Here is a 19,562-nt window from a genome sequence, read left to right on the forward strand (position 1 = left end):
TCGGCGGTTTTCGGGCGGTTATGTCGCCATATCTTAGTCAGCCACGTCCCGGCCGACATTAAAGTTGGCAGCCAACAAGCTGTGAATCGCCCTGGGTCAGCCCCGACTAGCTCAGCCGTCCAACCGGGTGAATTGCTGCAGCCGGTATTGCTCTACACAGGCGGCCCTTCTGATCTTGCCGCTGGTTGTGGTGGGGATCGACCCGGGCGGGACCAAGACGAGGTCCGCCACGTTGAGACCGTGCGAGCGTGATATCGCGGCTGTGACGTTGTTCTTGATGACATCGAGTTCGTCCATCGCTTCGCCGGCGGAATCGCCGAGGAGCTTGAGCTCGATGACAGTGACTAACTTCTCTGTGTGATCGACCGGAACTGAAATCGCAGCGACCCGACCACCAGTGATCTCCTGGACGGTCGACTCGATGTCCTCGGGGTAGTGATTGCGCCCGTATACGATCAGCATGTCCTTCATACGGCCCACGATGAACATCTCGTCCTCGGAGAGGAATCCGAGGTCTCCCGTTCGCAACCAGGATCCATCAGGAGTACCTGCCGAGGGGTGGACCAGCATTGCGCCAAAGGTGTGCCGTGTCTCGTCCGGTTTGTTCCAGTAGCCTTCGGCGACGTTGTCGCCCTTCACCCAGATCTCGCCGATCGTTCCCGCGGGGCACTCAATGCAGGTGTCGGGATCCACAATTCGCACTGTTGGTGATGTCGGCATGCCATAGCTCAGCAGCGGTGTGCCGGTCTTGGGTTCACATCGATTCGCACTGCCCGTGGACAGCTTGTCAGGTTCGAAGTAGACGACTTCTGGCTTGTCACCCGAATTGCGGCTGGCCACATAAAGAGTCGCTTCCGCCAGACCGTACGAAGGCCGTATCATGTCTTCGCGGAAATTGTACGGTGCAAACCGGTTGCAGAATCTACTGAGCGTGTTGGGGTGGACTCGTTCAGCACCACTGGTGATGCCCAGGACGTTGCCGAGGTCGAGGCCTTCTATGTCGGCATCTGTTGTCTTGCGGACGGCCAATTCGAAGGCGAAATTCGGTGCGGCCGACCACGAAGGACTTCCGTTGGCCAGCGAATGTAGCCAACGCGCTGGCCGTTGCAGGAACGCCAGCGGGCTAGTGAGTTCACTGCGGTAGCCGCCCAGGATCGGTGCGATGATGCCAAGGACCAAGCCCATGTCGTGGTAGAACGGCAGCCACGACACGATGGTAGTGTCAGGTGGCGCCACACCGTTGCGGTCGCCGAAGTAGTTCGACATCAGCTGTTGGAAATTCGCCTGAAGGTTCCGATGCGAGATCATGACCCCAGCCGGAGCGCGGGTGGAGCCAGAGGTGTACTGCAAGTACGCGGCGCTTGGCAGATCCTTCACCCGAAAGCTCGGTGAATTCCCGGTCAAGTCCAATGAATCGATTTCGATGATCGGCCCTACGTTGTTCGTGTTCGGCCGGTGGATGTGCTCGGCAACCGCTTCTGCGACCGCAGATGTTGTCAGGATGACCGAAGGTGACGCGTCGGCAAGCACCGCGCTGACACGTTCGTCGTGAGAGCCGATCTGCGGGACTGACAACGGAACCGCTATCGCTCCGGCCTGCATCGAACCTAGGAAAGCCGCGATGTAGGCCAGGCCCTGCGGAGCCAGAATCACGGCTCGGTCTCCGGTCGTGCAATGCCGCCTGACTTCGTGAGCAACGATGCGGGTCCGTCGAAACACCTCTGACCACGTGAGCGTCTCGGTGATGCCGGCCCAATCCTGTTCGTAGTCGATGTACGTGAACGCGGCGTCGTCGGGCTGCAGGCCGGCACGCTCGCGCAGCAAGGACAAGACAGAAGAGTCGGACATTGGTGCTACATTACCGTTTCGCGCGATCTCCGATAACCCAAGCGGGCAGGGGGATGGTTGGCGATAGCGATGCTGATCATAACGTTCTGCAATGCTGTGCATGTGCTGAAACAGGTTGACGCAGAGTCGAAGTCGGTGTACGCAGGGGCGCCGTGAGGGGCGTCACGGTCGAGTTGCTAAGCCGTGCGTTCCATGGCCCGCAGCCCCAGCGAAAAGAGCAGCCGCACATCCGGATCGCCCAGCGAGGTCGACAACAGCTGCTCGATCCGCCTTATCCGGTAGCGAACGGTGTTGGGATGCACTTGCAGTGACCGTGCGGCGGCGCCGATGTCGCCGAAGGCATCCAGGTAGGCACGCAGGGTCTGAGCCAGCACCGGATCCTGGGCGCCCAGGTCACGTATCCGAGGATCGACGAGCCGCTGGTCGGTGCCGACCAGGGTGACGATTTCGTCGAGCAGAACGGTGGTGCGTGCCTCGGCCAGCGATGTCACCTGCCCCAAGATCGGGTGGCGCTCGGCACTCTCGAGTACCCGATCCACCTCGACGCGTGCCGGGTTGACTTCGGCAAGTCCCGCGACCGGCCCCGCGATGGCTGCCCGTAGTGCTACTCCCAGCTCGGCGCGCAGTGCGCTGATTGTGCCGCGGACCCACGAGGTGACAGCTCGGCCGGTCGTGGTTTGGGGCAGCAGCACATAGATCCGTGAGCCGTTGGCGGCAACCTGAGCGTCGTGGCGAAAAGCGCTGGCGCTCAATGCCATGACGTCAACAAGCCGAACATGGCGGACTGCGGTATCGCGGTTTTCCGCGGTGTCGAAACCGATCAGCGTTGCGTTGCCCTCGGCGGCGACGCCGAGTTCACGGGCGATGGTCGATACGTCGACGGGTGCTGTGGTTGCGTTCAGCTCGGCCAGGCCCAGTAGTTGCTGTACCCGCAGCGCGTGCGTATTGGGCTGGGTCGCCAGTCGCGACATGATCCGGGCGGCCAGCACCGCAGCACCCCGCAACATCTCCTCGGCATCGTCGGCCAACGGCTGCGAGCCTTGCTGGACCCAGATCGTGCCGGCGAACACCGGTGGCCGCAGCGCACCGACCCCCGGCTGATGAATCCCGATGGCTAGCCGAGGACGCAACCCCAGCTCGGGGCGCTCGGCCACCCGCACCACCTCACGGCCGGCCCGCAGGGCATCGAAGATGCCCCATTGACCTATCCACTGCAGATGCTCGGGCGGGCCGGCGCGGCCCAGGATGGACAGCCGACGCAGCTCGTCGGCCTCGTCGTTGGAGGCCGAGTAGGCGAGCACGTGCGACTGGGCGTCCTCGATGCTGATCATGCCGTGGATGCGGTCGGCCAGGGACTGTGCCAACCCGAACAGGTCGGTTCCGGAATCGTCGGTGGGGTCGGCCCGGTCACCATGATGCTCCAAGACATGATTCACCAAGTGGTACAGCCGTTCCCAGCGGGCCCGCGGCTCCACGGCTACCACCGCCGAGCCGGCGCGGACGGCCCCGGCCACCACCGAGTCCGACGGGTGCTTGACGAAGATCGCCACCGGCGCCCGTTGGCGTGCCTGATCGTCGACCCAGCGCACCGCCTCGTCGTCGGTGACCCCGATCAGGAAGAACACATCGGCCGAGCCCGCCGCGGCCGCCAGGCCCAGCCGCACGTCGTCGGAATCGATCAGCGCCGTCGACGCCACCGGCAGGTCCAGGCCGCGCGGGGCGTCCACCAGGCTGACCACGGTCGCATCCAGCGCCAGGAGCAACTGGCCGAGCCCCACGCCGGCGATCCGCATGTTGTCCGATCCTACTAGCAAGTCCGCCAGATCTTGTCTGATCGGCCAAACATTTGCGATGCCTGGGCGGGGATGCTGGCAGGCATGGACGCGATCACCCAGGTGCCGGTTCCGGCCAACGAGCCGGTGCACGACTATGCGCCGAAATCCCCGGAACGGACCCGGCTGCGCACCGAACTGGCCTCCCTGGCCGATCACCCCATCGACCTGCCGCACGTCATCGGCGGCCGACACCGGATGGGCGACGGCGAGCGAATCGACGTCGTGCAGCCGCACCGGCACGCCGCCAGGCTGGGCACCCTGACCAACGCCACCCACGCCGACGCCGCGGCCGCCGTCGAAGCCGCCATGTCTGCCAAAAGTGACTGGGCGGCACTGCCGTTCGATGAACGTGCCGCGGTGTTCCTGCGCGCCGCCGATCTGTTGGCCGGGCCGTGGCGGGAAAAGATCGCCGCCGCAACCATGCTCGGCCAATCCAAGTCGGTGTACCAGGCCGAGATCGACGCGGTCTGCGAGCTGATCGACTTCTGGCGGTTCAACGTCGCTTTCGCCCGACAGATTTTGGAGCAGCAGCCGATCAGTGGCCCGGGGGAATGGAACCGGATCGACTACCGCCCGCTGGACGGTTTCGTCTACGCGATCACGCCGTTCAACTTCACCTCGATCGCCGGCAATCTGCCGACCGCCCCGGCTCTGATGGGCAACACCGTGATCTGGAAGCCGTCGATCACCCAGACGCTGGCGGCCTATCTGACCATGCAACTGCTCGAGGCCGCCGGGTTGCCGCCCGGGGTGATCAACCTGGTCACTGGCGACGGATTCGCGGTTTCCGATGTGGCACTGGCCGATCCACGGCTGGCCGGCATCCACTTCACCGGGTCGACGGCTACCTTCGGCCACCTATGGCAGTGGGTGGGTACCAATATCGGCCGCTACCATAGCTATCCGCGACTGGTCGGCGAGACCGGGGGCAAGGACTTCGTGGTGGCGCACGCCTCGGCCCGCCCGGATGTGCTGCGCACGGCCCTGATTCGCGGAGCATTCGATTACCAGGGCCAGAAGTGCTCGGCGGTGTCGCGAGCGTTTATCGCGCATTCGGTGTGGCAGCGGATGGGCGATGAGTTGCTGGCCAAAGCCGCCGAGCTGCGCTACGGTGACATCACCGACCTGTCCAACTACGGTGGTGCGCTGATCGACCAGCGCGCCTTCGTCAAGAACGTCGACGCCATCGAACGGGCCAAAGGCGCGGCCGCGGTCACCGTCGCCGTCGGCGGCGAATACGACGACAGCGAAGGCTATTTCGTGCGCCCCACGGTGTTGCTCTCCGACGACCCGACCGACGAGTCGTTTGTCATCGAGTACTTCGGTCCGCTGCTGTCGGTGCATGTCTACCCCGACGAGCGCTACGAGCAGATCCTCGACGTCATCGACACCGGATCCCGCTACGCGCTGACCGGCGCGGTCATCGCCGACGACCGGCAGGCCGTGCTGACCGCGCTGGATCGGCTGCGGTTCGCGGCGGGGAACTTCTATGTCAACGACAAGCCGACGGGGGCGGTGGTGGGGCGTCAGCCGTTCGGCGGTGCACGCGGATCGGGCACCAACGACAAGGCCGGTTCGCCGTTGAACCTGCTGCGGTGGACGTCGGCGCGCAGCATCAAGGAGACGTTCGTCGCGGCCACCGACCACATCTACCCGCACATGGCGGTCGACTGATGGCCGGCTGGTTCGCGCACACGCTGCGCCCGGCAATGCTTGCCGCCGGCCGCTCGGATCGGCTGGGCCGCATCGTCGAGCGCTCGCCGCTCACCCGCGGGGTGGTGCGCCGGTTCGTGCCCGGCGACACGCTCGACGACGTGGTGGATATCGTTACCGCGCTGCGGGATTCGGGCCGCTACCTCAGCATCGACTACCTGGGCGAGAACGTCACCGATGCCGACGACGCTGCCGCCGCCGTGCGGGCGTACCTGGGGCTCTTGGACGTGCTGGGCCGCCGCGGCGATATCGCATGCGACGGGGTGCGACCGCTCGAGGTGTCGCTCAAGCTGTCGGCGCTCGGGCAGGCCCTCGATCGCGACGGCCAGAAGATCGCGCTGGACAACGCCCGCGCCATCTGTGAGCGGGCCGAGCGGGTGGGCGCCTGGGTCACGGTGGACGCCGAAGACCACACCACCACCGATTCCACATTGTCGATATCGGGCGATTTGCGCGTCGACTTTCCTTGGCTGGGCACGGTTGTGCAGGCCTATCTGCGGCGCACGCTGGCCGATTGCGCGGAGTTGGCGGCCGTGGGCGCCCGAGTCCGGTTGTGCAAGGGCGCCTATGACGAACCCGCATCGGTGGCCTACCGAGACGCCGCGCAGGTCACCGACTCCTATCTGCGGTGCCTTCGGGTATTGACGGCGGGGCGAGGCTATCCGATGGTGGCCACCCACGACCCGGTGATCATCGCGGCGGTACCGGGGATCACGCGCGAATCAGGGCGTAGTCAAGGTGATTTCGAATACCAGATGCTCTACGGCGTCCGCGACGACGAACAACGACGACTGACCGGCGCCGGTAACCACGTGCGGGTGTATGTGCCCTTCGGCACCCGGTAGTACGGGTATTTCCTGCGGCGGCTGGCCGAACGCCCGGCCAACCTGGCGTTCTTCCTGCGGGCGCTGACCGACCGCCGACGCGCGCGGGGGTGCGCCGAGCGCTGAAATCGCCGGTTGCTGTCACATTCGGCGGGGCTGTCTCGTCCTTGATGTTATGAATTCCAGCATGGGTCGGCGGGAGGACACATGTCGCAACACGACCCGGTAAGTGCGGCCTGGCGGGCGCATCGGGCCTACCTGGTGGACCTCGCGTTTCGTATGGTAGGTGACATCGGCGTGGCCGAAGACATGGTGCAAGAGGCATTTTCCCGCTTGCTGCGGGCTCCGGTCGGCGACATCGACGACGAGCGTGGCTGGCTGATCGTGGTCACCAGCCGGCTGTGCCTGGATCACATCAAGTCGGCGTCGACACGCCGGGAGCGCCCGCAGGACATCGCCGCATGGCACGACGGTGACGCCAGCGTGTCATCGGTTGACCCGGCTGACCGGGTGACTCTCGACGACGAGGTCCGGCTGGCTTTGCTGATCATGCTCGAGCGCCTCGGCCCCGCGGAGCGGGTGGTGTTCGTGCTGCACGAGATCTTTGGGCTGCCCTACCAGCAAATCGCCACGACGATTGGCAGCCAGGCCTCCACATGCCGGCAGCTGGCTCATCGGGCCCGTCGCAAGATCAACGAATCGCGCATTGCGGCCAGCGTGGAGCCAGCCCAGCATCGCGTCGTCACCAGAGCTTTCATCGAAGCCTGCTCCAACGGAGACCTGGACACCCTGCTCGAGGTGCTGGATCCGGGTGTCGCCGGCGAGATCGACGCCCGCAAAGGCGTTGTCGTCGTGGGCGCGGATCGGGTTGGCCCGACCATCCTGCGCCACTGGAGTCACCCCGCCACCGTCCTGGTAGCCCAGCCGGTGTGCGGTCAACCGGCGGTGCTGGCCTTTGTCAACCGAGCGCTTGCCGGCGTGTTGGCCCTGTCGATCGAGGCCGGCAAGATCACAAAAATCCATGTCTTAGTGCAGCCTTCAACATTGGACCCGTTACGGGCCGAACTCGGCGGCGGTTAGTTAGGTATCGGAGGTATGACCATGAAATCACTTGCCGCGCTTGACCGGCCGAGCTGGTTGTCATCGTCGGCGTGGCCCTGGCAGCCCTACCTGCTGAGCCACCATCAGGGCGGCATCGCGGTTACCGATATCGGCGACGGGCCGGCGGTGCTGTTCGTTCACGTCGGCAGCTGGAGCTTTGTCTGGCGTGACGTGTTGTTGCGTCTAGCCAACGATTTTCGGTGTGTTGCCATCGACGCACCGGGTTGTGGGCTCAGCGACCGGCTCTCAACCCCGCCAACACTTGCCCAGGCGGCCGATGCAATCACCTCGGTCATTGATGCGCTGCAGTTACGTGACCTCACCCTGGTAGCCCACGACCTGGGCGGCCCGGCCGGCTTCCTGGCCGCCGCCCGTCGCGGCGACCGCGTCGCGGCACTGGCCGCGGTCAACTGCTTCGCATGGCGGCCCACGGGTCCGCTGTTCCGGGGCATGCTCGCGGCGATGGGCAGCGCCCCCGTGCGTGAACTGGACGCGGCCATCAATGCGCTTGCCCGCGCGACGTCGACGCGGTTCGGGGCCGGTCGGCACTGGAGCCGCGCAGACCGCGCGGCTTTTCGGGCGGGAATCGATGCGCCGGCCCGCAGGGCGTGGCATGCCTACTTCCGCGATGCGCGCCGTGCCCATGCCCTCTATACCGACGTCGACGCCGCGTTGCGGGGGGGTCTGGCCGATCGGCCACTGCTGACCATCTTCGGTCAGTTCAACGATCCGCTGCGGTTTCAGCCGCGCTGGAAAGAGTTGTTTCCGACGGCACGCCAACTGCAGGTCCGCCGGGGCAACCACTTTCCCATGTGTGACGACCCAGACCTGGTGGCCGGGGCACTCACGTCTTTCGTGCAACGGTCAACGTGAGCCGCCGACTGCCGTCACACCTGGTACACCTTGCGGTTTGCCGCCGCGCCGCCACATGCCAAGCTACTCGCCATGGCCGTCGCTATTGCCCGTCCGAAATTGGAAGGAAACATCGCCGTCGGCGAGGACCGCCGGATCGGCTTCGCCGAGTTCGGCGCCCCGCAGGGTCGTGCGGTCTTCTGGCTGCATGGCACCCCAGGGGCCCGGCGGCAGATCCCGACCGAAGCCCGGGTCTACGCCGAGCACCACAATATTCGTCTGATTGGCGTCGATCGGCCCGGCATCGGCGCCTCGACGCCGCATCAGTACGAAACCATCTTGGCGTTCGCCGACGATCTGCGGACCATCGCCGACACGCTCGGCATCGACAAGATGGCCGTGGTGGGCCTGTCGGGCGGGGGCCCATACACCCTGGCGTGCGCCGCCGGGCTGCCCGACCGGGTGGTCGCCGCCGGTGTCCTCGGCGGCGTCGCGCCGACGCGCGGCCCGGACGCGATTAGCGGCGGTTTGATGCGCCTTGGTTCGGCGGTGGCGCCGCTGCTGCAGGTGGGCGGCACCCCGCTGCGGCTGGGTGCGAGCTTGCTGATCCGGGCGGCCCGGCCCGTCGCGTCCCCTGCCCTCGACCTGTATGGCCTGCTCTCACCGCGGGCCGACCGGCATTTGCTGGCTCGGCCCGAGTTCAAGGCGATGTTCCTCGACGATCTGCTCAACGGTAGTCGCAAGCAGCTCGCTGCGCCGTTCGCCGATGTCATCGCCTTTGCCCGCGACTGGGGATTCCGGCTGGACGAGGTGAAAGTCCCCGTCCGCTGGTGGCACGGAGACCACGACCACATCGTCCCGTTCTCCCACGGGGAACACGTCGTATCCCGGCTTCCCGACGCGAAGTTGTTGCACTTGCCCGGCGAAAGTCATCTCGCTGGGCTTGGCCGTGGTGAAGAGATTTTGAGCACCCTGATGCAGATTTGGGACCGCGACCTGCGGAAATGATCGGGCGTGTGACCGAGCTCGCATGGGCGGGCCGCACTGCTTTGCATCGCCATTTGTGCCTATTGACGGCCTTAATATGACATGCTGTTGCCTGTGTTAGAGCCCGCTGACCGCCCCTGTGATGCCCCCGGATGGTTTCTCTACCTCACCGACATACCGCGCGCGGGTGTCGAGTACGGGCAATTGCTCGCCGTGCTGCCGCTGCAGCGGATGCTGCCGGCCGGCGACGGACATCCGGTACTGGTGCTACCTGGCCTGCTGGCCGGCGACGGTTCCACCTGGATCCTGCGACGGATCTTGCGTCGCCTCGGGTACGCGGCCTACGGCTGGGGGCTCGGCCGCAACATCGGGCCGACGGCCAAAGCGGTATCCGGGATGCGGGACCTCCTCGACAAGCTCCACTCCCGGTACCACACCCCGGTGAGCCTGATTGGGTGGAGCCTGGGTGGCATCTTCGCGCGCGGCCTCGCCCGCGACCATCCGTCGGCGGTGCGCCAGGTGATCACACTGGGCAGCCCGTTTGGCATGAGGGACACCTGTGAGACGCGCTCCGCGTGGAGCTTCAACCGGTATGCGCATCTGCACACCGAGCGGCACGAGTTGCCGCTGGAAATGGAAAGTGAACCTTTGCCGGTGCCGACCACCGCGATCTACTCGCGCTGCGACGGCATGGTCGCCTGGCAGACGTGCATGAATTCGCCATCGGAGCGCGCGGAAAACATCGCGGTGCGCAGCAGCCACATCGGCTACGGCCACAATCCGCCGGTGGTGTGGGCCATCGCCGACCGGCTGGCACAGCCCCAGGGTGCATGGGCGCCGTTTCGGCCGCCGAAGGTGTTGAGCCCGCTGTTTCCGCGACCGGATACACCGGCAGAGGCGGTCAGCACCCCCCAGACGCGACCGGCCTGACGGGGCAGGCGATCACGGCGCCGGGGTAGCCTCGCTCACGTGCTGCTGGCCTCCCTGAATCCTGCTGTCGTCTCCGCCGCCGATATCGCGGACGCGGTCCGCATCGACGGCGACGTGCTGAGCCGTAGCGACCTGGTCGGCGCGGCAACGTCGGTGGCCGAGCGGGTCGCCGGTGCGCACCGGGTCGCCGTGCTGGCCACGCCGACCGCGTCGACGGTGCTGGCGATCACCGGCTGCCTGATCGCCGGCGTGCCGGTTGTGCCGGTACCCGCCGATGTGGGCGTCACCGAACGCCGGCACATGCTCACCGACTCCGGCGTCCAGGCATGGCTGGGCCCGTTGCCCGACGACCCAGCGGGGCTGCCACACATCCCGGTGCGCACGCACGCGCGGTCCTGGCACCGTTATCCGGAGCCCTCACCCGGGGCCATCGCCATGGTGGTCTACACGTCCGGCACCACCGGGCCGCCCAAAGGCGTGCAGCTGAGCCGGCGGGCGATCGCCGCCGACCTCGATGCATTGGCAGAGGCCTGGCAGTGGACGGCCGAGGACGTGCTGGTCCACGGTCTGCCGCTGTATCACGTTCACGGCCTGGTGCTGGGCTTGCTCGGGTCGCTGCGGTTCGGAAATCGCTTCGTGCACACCGGTAAACCAACGCCGGCCGGCTACGCCCAGGCCTGTTATGAAGCGCACGGCACGTTGTTTTTTGGGGTGCCGACGGTGTGGTCACGAGTGGCGGCCGACCAAGCTGCCGCCGGGGCGCTCAAACCGGCGCGGCTGCTGGTGTCCGGGAGTGCGGCACTACCCGTGCCGGTGTTCGACAAGCTGGTGCAGCTCACCGGGCACCGGCCCGTCGAACGCTACGGTGCTTCGGAGTCGCTGATCACCCTATCGACGCGGGCTGACGGTGAGCGTCGCCCGGGCTGGGTCGGCCTGCCGCTGGCCGGTGTGCAGACCCGACTGGTGGACGACGATGGCGGTGAGGTCCCGCACGACGGGGAAACCGTTGGAAAGCTTCAGGTTCGCGGTCCGACCCTGTTCGACGGCTACCTGAATCAACCCGATGCCACCGCCGCGGCGTTCGACGCCGACAGCTGGTACCGCACCGGCGACGTCGCGGTGGTCGACGGCAGTGGGATGCACCGCATCGTGGGACGCGAGTCGGTCGACTTGATCAAGTCGGGTGGATACCGGGTCGGCGCCGGTGAAATTGAAACGGTGCTGCTCGGGCATCCGGACGTGGCGGAGGCGGCAGTCGTCGGGGTGCCCGACGATGATCTAGGCCAGCGGATCGTTGCCTACGTAGTCGGCTCAGCGAATGTCGATGCGGACGGGCTTATCAACTTTGTTGCCCAACAACTTTCGGTGCACAAGCGCCCGCGCGAGGTGCGTATCGTAGATGCGCTGCCGCGCAACGCGTTGGGGAAAGTGCTCAAGAAGCAGTTGCTGTCAGAAGGCTGAGCTACGGCGAATTATCGTGTACCGCTGGACAGTTACGCTGGCACACTGTTACTCCGACGGCCCGGTGAGCTTAGCGCATGGGCCTTGTTGCCGCGCCACTGTAGGGCTTCCAGGGCGACGGCCACATGGACGGAGGTGTGGTCGAGCGGTCGCGGTAGCAGCCGCTGAGCGGACTCGAGTCTGCGCAGAAATGTATTGCGGTGAGTGTGGAGACGTTTTGCGGCCCGGGAGGCGTTGCACTGCTCGTTGATGAAGGTCAGCAGGGCCGTTTGTAGATCTGGGCTGGCAGACTCGAGGTCTCCAAGCGTACTCGTGATGAATTCGCTTGCAGCATCTGGATTTTGGCTGATCAATGCGACCATCTTAACGTCGGCAAAGAAGGCGACCCGCTGGGTCGACCGTAGCCGTGACAAGGTGCGCTGGGTGATGAGCGCTTCGAGGTGGCTGCGCCGGAACCCCTCCACCCCGTTGGCGGTGGTCCCGATGGCGATGCGCGCCCCGGGTGCGTTGTCCACCGCCGCCTGCACTGTGTCGATGTCGAGTCCGTCGGCGTCGGTCACCCACGCCCAGCGGCTCGCCGCCCCGGCGACCACCGTCAGCGGTCGTGTCGATCCCACGGCGTGGCAGAACAGATCAGCCGCCCGGTCGAGGTAGCTGTGGTCACCGTCGAGCTCGTCGCTCCAGATGATGGCAGCGGTATGGGCACGACTCAGCGGGTAGCCCAATTTCGCTTCGGCCCGTTCGGGGCTGATAGGGGCGCCATCGAGAATCAGCCCGACGACCTCGAGGCGTTCGGCATGGGTGCTGCGGGTCAGTTCGTCGTGTTCCGACTGCACTTGCGCGGCGATACCGGTCAGCGTGGCCTCGATGAAGTCGTTGACGGAGCGGGCCGACACGTCTAGCAGCTCGCGCAGCTCTTGGGGGTCGGAAGTGAGTTCGAACGCAATCCCCATCCAGAACCGCCACCCGATGTGCTCACCGGTTCGATAGATGTTGAACGCTACTGTGTCCAGCCCCCGGCGCACCAGGTCTCGGGCCATCCGCAGTGGCTCGGTGCCGAGATTGGCGGGCACCCGAGCACCAGGGTCACGCAGGTTGGCCGCAGCCCAGTACACCAGGTTGGCGCGATTGGCCGTCTGGACAACCTTCGCAAGCACCGGATCGTTGGCGATCGCCGGATTGGCCGCAATCGTGGCACGGTCCAGTTCCTCGATCCACTCCGGGCTGGGATTGAGGGCGATGCGTGCTCCCTCGCGGATCAGCTCACGAATTCGCGGCGAAGGTTGTTGCCATGCCACGCGCCGATCTTAGGGCCAGCGGGTGCAATTTGCACACTATGTTGGCACTATTGTGCCGGATTCACACTGCACGGCCGGTGTGTGCGCGAAATCACGGTGTGGGTCTGCTGGATGAGTCGACCGTGTTGAACAACTTGCGACACACCGCAATTTGCGAAATCCGCCACCGACCGGGCATAGTAACCCAGCTAGTCGTCGTTGTCGCGTCGAACCACATGGTGAACTGTGCGGCGGGTGCATTTTGCACATCAAGTGGGCGCTGATTGGGAAGATTTACCCTTCGGCGGCGGCGGTAGGTGCAGATTGCACTTTGGCTCATGCTGATTGAAATTTTTTGACCTGTTGCGGTCCTTGCGGGCTCGCCATCATTGGCGGCAGTTCGTCACCGACGAATCGGGGCCAAGGACGTAGGCGACCAGTTCGCTTGACTGCTAACCGCTCCTGATCGTACCCGTGCGAGTGCTCGGGCCGTTTGAGGATGGAGTGCACGTGTCTTTCGTGATGGCATACCCAGAGATGTTGGCGGCGGCGGCTGACACCCTGCAGAGCATCGGTGCTACCACTGTGGCTAGCAATGCCGCTGCGGCGGCCCCGACGACTGGGGTGGTGCCCCCCGCTGCCGATGAGGTGTCGGCGCTGACTGCGGCGCACTTCGCCGCACATGCGGCGATGTATCAGTCCGTGAGCGCTCGGGCTGCTGCGATTCATGACCAGTTCGTGGCCACCCTTGCCAGCAGCGCCAGCTCGTATGCGGCCACTGAAGTCGCCAATGCGGCGGCGGCCAGCTAAGCCAGGAACAGTCGGCACGAGAAACCACGAGAAATAGGGACACGTAATGGTGGATTTCGGGGCGTTACCACCGGAGATCAACTCCGCGAGGATGTACGCCGGCCCGGGTTCGGCCTCGCTGGTGGCCGCGGCTCAGATGTGGGACAGCGTGGCGAGTGACCTGTTTTCGGCCGCGTCGGCGTTTCAGTCGGTGGTCTGGGGTCTGACGGTGGGGTCGTGGATAGGTTCGTCGGCGGGTCTGATGGTGGCGGCGGCCTCGCCGTATGTGGCGTGGATGAGCGTCACCGCGGGGCAGGCCGAGCTGACCGCCGCCCAGGTCCGGGTTGCTGCGGCGGCCTACGAGACGGCGTATGGGCTGACGGTGCCCCCGCCGGTGATCGCCGAGAACCGTGCTGAACTGATGATTCTGATAGCGACCAACCTCTTGGGGCAAAACACCCCGGCGATCGCGGTCAACGAGGCCGAATACGGCGAGATGTGGGCCCAAGACGCCGCCGCGATGTTTGGCTACGCCGCGGCGACGGCGACGGCGACGGCGACGTTGCTGCCGTTCGAGGAGGCGCCGGAGATGACCAGCGCGGGTGGGCTCCTCGAGCAGGCCGCCGCGGTCGAGGAGGCCTCCGACACCGCCGCGGCGAACCAGTTGATGAACAATGTGCCCCAGGCGCTGCAACAGCTGGCCCAGCCCACGCAGGGCACCACGCCTTCTTCCAAGCTGGGTGGCCTGTGGAAGACGGTCTCGCCGCATCTGTCGCCGATCAGCAACATGGTGTCGATGGCCAACAACCACATGTCGATGACCAACTCGGGTGTGTCGATGACCAACACCTTGAGCTCGATGTTGAAGGGCTTTGCTCCGGCGGCGGCCGCCCAGGCCGTGCAAACCGCGGCGCAAAACGGGGTCCAGGCGATGAGCTCGCTGGGCAGCTCGCTGGGTTCTTCGGGTCTGGGCGGTGGGGTGGCCGCCAACTCGGGTCGGGCGGCCTCGGTCGGTTCGTTGTCGGTGCCGCAGGCCTGGGCCGCGGCCAACCAGGCAGTCACCCCGGCGGCGCGGGCGCTGCCGCTGACCAGCCTGACCAGCGCCGCGGAAAGAGGGCCCGGGCAGATGCTGGGCGGGCTGCCGGTGGGGCAGATGGGCGCCAGGGCCGGTGGTGGGCTCAGTGGTGTGCTGCGTGTTCCGCCGCGACCCTATGTGATGCCGCATTCTCCGGCGGCCGGCTAGGAGAGGGGGCGCAGACTGTCGTTATTTGACCAGTGATCGGCGGTCTCGGTGTTTCCGCGGCCGGCTATGACAACAGTCAATGTGCATGACAAGTTACAGGTATTAGGTCCAGGTTCAACAAGGAGACAGGCAACATGGCCTCACGTTTTATGACGGATCCGCACGCGATGCGGGACATGGCGGGCCGTTTTGAGGTGCACGCCCAGACGGTGGAGGACGAGGCTCGCCGGATGTGGGCGTCCGCGCAAAATATTTCCGGTGCGGGCTGGAGTGGCATGGCCGAGGCGACCTCGCTAGACACCATGGCCCAGATGAATCAGGCGTTTCGCAACATCGTGAACATGCTGCACGGGGTGCGTGACGGGCTGGTTCGCGACGCCAACAACTACGAGCAGCAAGAGCAGGCCTCCCAGCAGATCCTCAGCAGCTAACGTCAGCCGCTGCAGCACAATACTTTTACAAGCGAAGGAGAACAGGTTCGATGACCATCAACTATCAATTCGGGGATGTCGACGATCATGGCGCCATGATCCGCGCTCAGGCCGGGTTGCTGGAGGCCGAGCATCAGGCCATCATTCGTGATGTGTTGACCGCGAGTGACTTTTGGGGCGGCGCCGGTTCGGCGGCCTGCCAGGGGTTCATTACCCAGTTGGGCCGTAACTTCCAGGTGATCTACGAGCAGGCCAACGCCCACGGGCAGAAGGTGCAGGCTGCCGGCAACAACATGGCGCAAACCGACAGCGCCGTCGGCTCCAGCTGGGCCTGACACCAGGCCAAGGCCAGGGACGTGGTGTACGAGTGAAGGTTCCTCGCGTGATCCTTCGGGTGGCAGTCTAGGTGGTCAGTGCTGGGGTGTTGGTGGTTTGCTGCTTGGCGGGTTCTTCGGTGCTGGTCAGTGCTGCTCGGGCTCGGGTGAGGACCTCGAGGCCCAGGTAGCGCCGTCCTTCGATCCATTCGTCGTGTTGTTCGGCGAGGACGGCTCCGACGAGGCGGATGATCGAGGCGCGGTCGGGGAAGATGCCCACGACGTCGGTTCGGCGTCGTACCTCTCGGTTGAGGCGTTCCTGGGGGTTGTTGGACCAGATTTGGCGCCAGATCTGCTTGGGGAAGGCGGTGAACGCCAGCAGGTCGGTGCGGGCGGTGTCGAGGTGCTCGGCCACCGCGGGGAGTTTGTCGGTCAGAGCGTCGAGTACCCGATCATATTGGGCAACAACTGATTCGGCGTCGGGCTGGTCGTAGATGGAGTGCAGCAGGGTGCGCACCCACGGCCAGGAGGGCTTCGGGGTGGCTGCCATCAGATTGGCTGCGTAGTGGGTTCTGCAGCGCTGCCAGGCCGCTGCGGGCAGGGTGGCGCCGATCGCGGCCACCAGGCCGGCGTGGGCGTCGCTGGTGACCAGCGCGACCCCGGACAGGCCGCGGGCGACCAGGTCGCGGAAGAACGCCAGCCAGCCGGCCCCGTCCTCGGCGGAGGTGACCTGGATGCCCAGGATCTCTCGGTAGCCCTCGGCGTTGACGCCGGTGGCGATCAAGGTGTGCACTCCGACGACGCGGCCTGCCTCGCGCACCTTGAGCACCAGGGCGTCGGCGGCGAGGAAGGTATACGGGCCGGCATCGAGCGGGCGGGTCCGAAACGCCTCTACGGCTTCGTCGAGCTCTTTGGCCATGATCGACACTTGCGACTTGGAAAGCTTTGTCACACCAAGTGTTTCGACCAGGCGCTCCATCCGGCGAGTGGATACTCCCAGCAGGTAGCAGGTCGCCACCACGCTGGTCAGTGCGCGTTCAGCTCGCTTGCGGCGCTGCAGCAGCCAGTCCGGGAAATAGCTGCCCTGGCGCAGCTTGGGGATCGCGACGTCGATGGTTGCGGCACGGGTGTCGAAATCACGGTGGCGGTAGCCGTTGCGCTGATTGGACCGCTCATCGCTGCGTTCGCGGTAGCCCGCTCCGCACAGGGCGTCGGCTTCAGCCCCCATCAAGGCGGCGATGAACGTCGAGAGCAGCCCGCGCAGCAGATCCGGGCTCGCCTGTGCGAGTTGGTCAGCCAGAAGCTGCTCGGTGTCGATAAGATGAGAAGAGGTCATTGCGTCATTTCCTTCGATTGACTTTTGCTGGTCGTTTCGAAGGATCACGCGATGACCGCCCACTACTGGGCTACGACACGCCCACCGGCCTTACCTGCCCGTACACCACACCCCTGGACGTAACTTGACACCAATCCACAGCACCGAGCAGTGACAGAAGGTGCCCCAAGGTGTGGTGAAACTCGCTGGACGGTCCCCAGGATGTTGGCAGCACATTCACCGGACATGACCGGAGCAAGACCGGACATCCTCCCATACCGTCGTCGCCGTGTACATCCGTAGCCCGTCCTGGCAGGTGCTGGGTTGACCAAAATCAGCCCAACACCTGCCACGACGATGAAGCGGGTTGCGCTGGCATGTCTTGTCGGCTCGGCGATCGAATTCTACGACTTCCTTATCTACGGCACCGCTGCGGCGCTGGTGTTTCCCACCGTGTTCTTCCCACACCTGGATCCCACGGTGGCCGCCGTGGCCTCGATGGGGACATTTGCTGTGGCGTTCCTATCCCGGCCGTTCGGCGCGGCCGTCTTTGGATACTTTGGAGACCGCCTCGGCCGCAAGAAGACCCTGGTCGCCACACTGTTGATCATGGGCCTGGCAACCGTGACTGTCGGGCTGGTTCCAACGACAGTGGCCATCGGCGCCGCGGCCCCACTGATCCTGACGACCATGCGGCTGCTGCAAGGGTTCGCGGTCGGCGGCGAGTGGGCCGGTTCGGCGCTGCTGAGCGCCGAGTACGCGCCCGCCAGCAAACGTGGCTGGTACGGGATGTTCACCGTTGTGGGTGGCGGCATCGCGCTGGTACTGACCAGCCTGACCTTTCTGGGCGTGAACTACACCATTGGCGAAAGCAGCCCCACATTCATGCAGTGGGGGTGGCGCATACCGTTTCTGGTCAGTGCGGCGCTGATCGCCGTCGCCCTATACGTGCGGTTCAACATCGACGAGACCCCGGTGTTCGCCCGGGAAAGGGCAGACGAAAAAACCCGTTTGGGCCCAGCCGAAACGCCGATTGCCCAAGTACTGCGGCGGCAGCGGCGAGAGATAGTCTTGGCCGCCGGCAGCGCCGTTTGCTGCTTCGGCTTCGTCTACCTGGCCAGCACTTACTTGGCCAGCTACGCTCAAACCCGACTGGGGTATTCGCGCGGCAGCATCCTGTTCGACAGTGTGCTGGGTGGACTGCTGTGCATCGTGTTCACCGCGCTTTCTTCCGCTCTTTGCGACCAACTCGGGCGCCGCCGCGTCCTATTGGCCGGGTGGGCGGTGGCTCTACCCTGGTCGCTGTTGGTCATGCCGCTGATCGACTCCGGCAGCCCCAGTTTGTTCGCGGTGGCTGTCGTCGGCATGTATGCCATCGGCGGATTCGGTTTCGGACCCACGGCATCGTTCATCCCAGAACTGTTTGCTACTAGCTACCGATACACGGGCAGCGCGCTCGCGGCGAATCTCGCTGGGGTTGCCGGCGGCGCGCTACCGCCGGTGATTGCCGGCGCGCTGGTGGCAACCTATGGCAGCTGGGCGATCGGTGTCATGCTGGCCATCCTCGCGTTGATCAGCCTGGTATGCACCTATCGGTTGCCCGAAACCGCCGGATCGGCCCTCGTCAGCCGCTAGTTGGCGTGCAGGTCCTCGTTGAGGGCAATGCCCTGACCGTCGCGGGCCAGCACTTCGACCGCCCCGCTGACGGAATTGCGGCGAAACAGCAGGTTGCTGCTCCCGGAGAGCTCACGCGCCTTGACCGAATTGCTGTCGGGCATGGTGACCCTCGTGCCGGCGGTCACGTACAGCCCGGCCTCCACCACGCAGTCGTCGCCCAGTGAGATGCCCAGACCGGAGTTGGCGCCGAGCAGACAACGCTTGCCGATCGAAATGACGTGTGTTCCACCGCCAGACAGCGTGCCCATGATCGACGCTCCGCCGCCGACATCGGAGCCGTCGCCCACCACCACACCCGCCGAGATGCGGCCTTCCACCATCGAGGCGCCCAGGGTGCCGGCGTTGTAGTTGACGAAGCCCTCATGCATCACGGTGGTGCCCGGCGCCAGGTGAGCGCCCAACCGCACGCGGTCGGCATCGGCGATACGTACGCCGGTGGGCACGACGTAGTCGACCATCCGGGGAAACTTGTCGACGCCATACACAGTCACCGGTCCGCGGCGGCGCAGCCGCGCCCGCACCGCCTCGAAACCGTCTATGGCGCAGGGTCCGTGATTGGTCCACACCACATTGGTCAGCACCCCAAACAAGCCGCTGGCGTTCAACCCATGGGGCGCCACCAGGCGGTGCGACAAGAGGTGAAGCCGCAGGTAAGCATCGTATGGGTCAGCGGCGACATCGTCGAGCGAGCCGATGACCGTACGGACCGCGATGGTCTCGGTGCGGCGGTCGTCATCGCGGCCGATCAGCGCGGCCAGCTCGACAGGAACGTCGGACACCGCCAGTCGTGACGTCGCGCTGGTGCCCGATTCGGTCAGTTCCGGCGCGGGAAACCAGGTGTCGAGGACCGATCCGTCAGCGGCGAGGGTAGCCAGGCCGATGCCTGCTGCTCCAGTCACGGTCGACACGCTACTTGTGCCGCCGAACAGACACAAAACCACCCTATTTCGACCAGAATCGGGTGC

General features: G+C 65.5%; 16 protein-coding genes and 1 pseudogene. 12 read left to right on the forward strand and 5 right to left on the reverse strand.

What is annotated here, in order from left to right:
- Positions 1 to 111 precede the first annotated feature (111 nt).
- Both fadD21 and FF952_RS06330 read right to left on the reverse strand, forming a co-directional pair.
- Positions 112 to 1,848, reverse strand: a complete 1,737-nt coding sequence (gene fadD21, locus FF952_RS06325; RefSeq protein ID WP_003406196.1) for a fatty-acid--AMP ligase FAAL21/FadD21 — start codon at positions 1,846 to 1,848, stop codon at positions 112 to 114.
- A gap of 176 nt (positions 1,849 to 2,024) precedes the next feature.
- Positions 2,025 to 3,641, reverse strand: coding sequence for a PucR family transcriptional regulator (locus FF952_RS06330; protein ID WP_003406197.1), 1,617 nt, complete (start codon positions 3,639 to 3,641; stop codon positions 2,025 to 2,027).
- An 84-nt stretch (positions 3,642 to 3,725) separates the two neighbouring features.
- On the opposite strand from FF952_RS06330, the gene pruA reads away from it, so the two are divergent.
- From pruA to FF952_RS06365, 7 genes and pseudogenes are all read left to right on the forward strand, one after another.
- Positions 3,726 to 5,357 carry an L-glutamate gamma-semialdehyde dehydrogenase gene (pruA, locus tag FF952_RS06335; RefSeq protein WP_003900286.1) on the forward strand — a complete coding sequence of 544 codons (1,632 nt, stop codon included), beginning with the start codon at positions 3,726 to 3,728 and terminating at the stop codon, positions 5,355 to 5,357.
- A pseudogene (locus FF952_RS06340) lies at positions 5,357 to 6,346 on the forward strand (proline dehydrogenase family protein). The gene pruA and the pseudogene FF952_RS06340 overlap by 1 nt, the downstream one beginning before the upstream one ends.
- An 81-nt stretch (positions 6,347 to 6,427) precedes the next feature.
- Complete coding sequence (gene sigI / locus FF952_RS06345) at positions 6,428 to 7,300, forward strand: RNA polymerase sigma factor SigI (RefSeq protein WP_003406207.1); 873 nt, start codon at positions 6,428 to 6,430, stop codon at positions 7,298 to 7,300.
- 15 nt (positions 7,301 to 7,315) lie between these two features.
- Positions 7,316 to 8,194 carry an alpha/beta fold hydrolase gene (locus FF952_RS06350; protein ID WP_003406212.1) on the forward strand — a complete coding sequence of 293 codons (879 nt, stop codon included), beginning with the start codon at positions 7,316 to 7,318 and terminating at the stop codon, positions 8,192 to 8,194.
- Between the two features lie 72 nt (positions 8,195 to 8,266).
- Positions 8,267 to 9,181 carry an alpha/beta fold hydrolase gene (locus FF952_RS06355; protein ID WP_003406215.1) on the forward strand — a complete coding sequence of 305 codons (915 nt, stop codon included), beginning with the start codon at positions 8,267 to 8,269 and terminating at the stop codon, positions 9,179 to 9,181.
- 81 nt (positions 9,182 to 9,262) lie between these two features.
- Complete coding sequence (locus FF952_RS06360; protein WP_003898763.1) at positions 9,263 to 10,090, forward strand: esterase/lipase family protein; 828 nt, start codon at positions 9,263 to 9,265, stop codon at positions 10,088 to 10,090.
- Positions 10,091 to 10,129: 39 nt separating this feature from the next.
- Positions 10,130 to 11,551 carry an acyl-CoA synthetase gene (locus FF952_RS06365; RefSeq protein ID WP_003406218.1) on the forward strand — a complete coding sequence of 474 codons (1,422 nt, stop codon included), beginning with the start codon at positions 10,130 to 10,132 and terminating at the stop codon, positions 11,549 to 11,551.
- A 32-nt stretch (positions 11,552 to 11,583) separates the two neighbouring features.
- On the opposite strand, the gene FF952_RS06370 is transcribed toward FF952_RS06365, so the two are convergent.
- Complete coding sequence (locus FF952_RS06370; RefSeq protein ID WP_003406219.1) at positions 11,584 to 12,849, reverse strand: Rv1453 family transcriptional regulator; 1,266 nt, start codon at positions 12,847 to 12,849, stop codon at positions 11,584 to 11,586.
- 489 nt (positions 12,850 to 13,338) lie between these two features.
- On the opposite strand from FF952_RS06370, the gene FF952_RS06375 reads away from it, so the two are divergent.
- From FF952_RS06375 to esxL, 4 genes are all read left to right on the forward strand, one after another.
- Positions 13,339 to 13,638 carry a PE family protein gene (locus FF952_RS06375; protein WP_003406222.1) on the forward strand — a complete coding sequence of 100 codons (300 nt, stop codon included), beginning with the start codon at positions 13,339 to 13,341 and terminating at the stop codon, positions 13,636 to 13,638.
- 46 nt (positions 13,639 to 13,684) lie between these two features.
- A complete protein-coding gene (gene ppe18 / locus FF952_RS06380) occupies positions 13,685 to 14,860 on the forward strand; it encodes a PPE family protein PPE18 (RefSeq protein ID WP_003903354.1) in 1,176 nt (391 codons plus the stop codon).
- 134 nt (positions 14,861 to 14,994) lie between these two features.
- A complete protein-coding gene (gene esxJ / locus FF952_RS06385; protein ID WP_003421604.1) occupies positions 14,995 to 15,291 on the forward strand; it encodes a type VII secretion system ESX-5 protein EsxJ in 297 nt (98 codons plus the stop codon).
- Between the two features lie 50 nt (positions 15,292 to 15,341).
- Positions 15,342 to 15,626, forward strand: coding sequence for a type VII secretion system ESX-5 protein EsxL (gene esxL / locus FF952_RS06390; RefSeq protein WP_003421606.1), 285 nt, complete (start codon positions 15,342 to 15,344; stop codon positions 15,624 to 15,626).
- Between the two features lie 67 nt (positions 15,627 to 15,693).
- Here esxL and FF952_RS06395 read toward each other — a convergent pair whose 3' ends face one another.
- Positions 15,694 to 16,941: an IS256-like element IS1081 family transposase gene (locus tag FF952_RS06395; protein WP_003904572.1), complete on the reverse strand. Its 1,248-nt coding sequence runs from the start codon at positions 16,939 to 16,941 to the stop codon at positions 15,694 to 15,696.
- Between the two features lie 336 nt (positions 16,942 to 17,277).
- Here FF952_RS06395 and FF952_RS06400 point away from each other — a divergent pair, with 336 nt between their 5' ends.
- Positions 17,278 to 18,555, forward strand: a complete 1,278-nt coding sequence (locus FF952_RS06400; protein ID WP_003406233.1) for an MHS family MFS transporter — start codon at positions 17,278 to 17,280, stop codon at positions 18,553 to 18,555.
- Here the strand turns inward: FF952_RS06400 and dapD are convergent.
- Positions 18,552 to 19,505: a 2,3,4,5-tetrahydropyridine-2,6-dicarboxylate N-succinyltransferase gene (dapD, locus tag FF952_RS06405; RefSeq protein WP_003903361.1), complete on the reverse strand. Its 954-nt coding sequence runs from the start codon at positions 19,503 to 19,505 to the stop codon at positions 18,552 to 18,554. The two genes, FF952_RS06400 and dapD, sit on opposite strands and share 4 nt — an antisense overlap.
- Positions 19,506 to 19,562: the final 57 nt, after the last annotated feature.

The sequence above is a fragment of the Mycobacterium tuberculosis complex sp. N0072 genome, from assembly GCF_030323725.1.
Classification (GTDB): Bacteria; Actinomycetota; Actinomycetes; order Mycobacteriales; family Mycobacteriaceae; genus Mycobacterium; species Mycobacterium tuberculosis.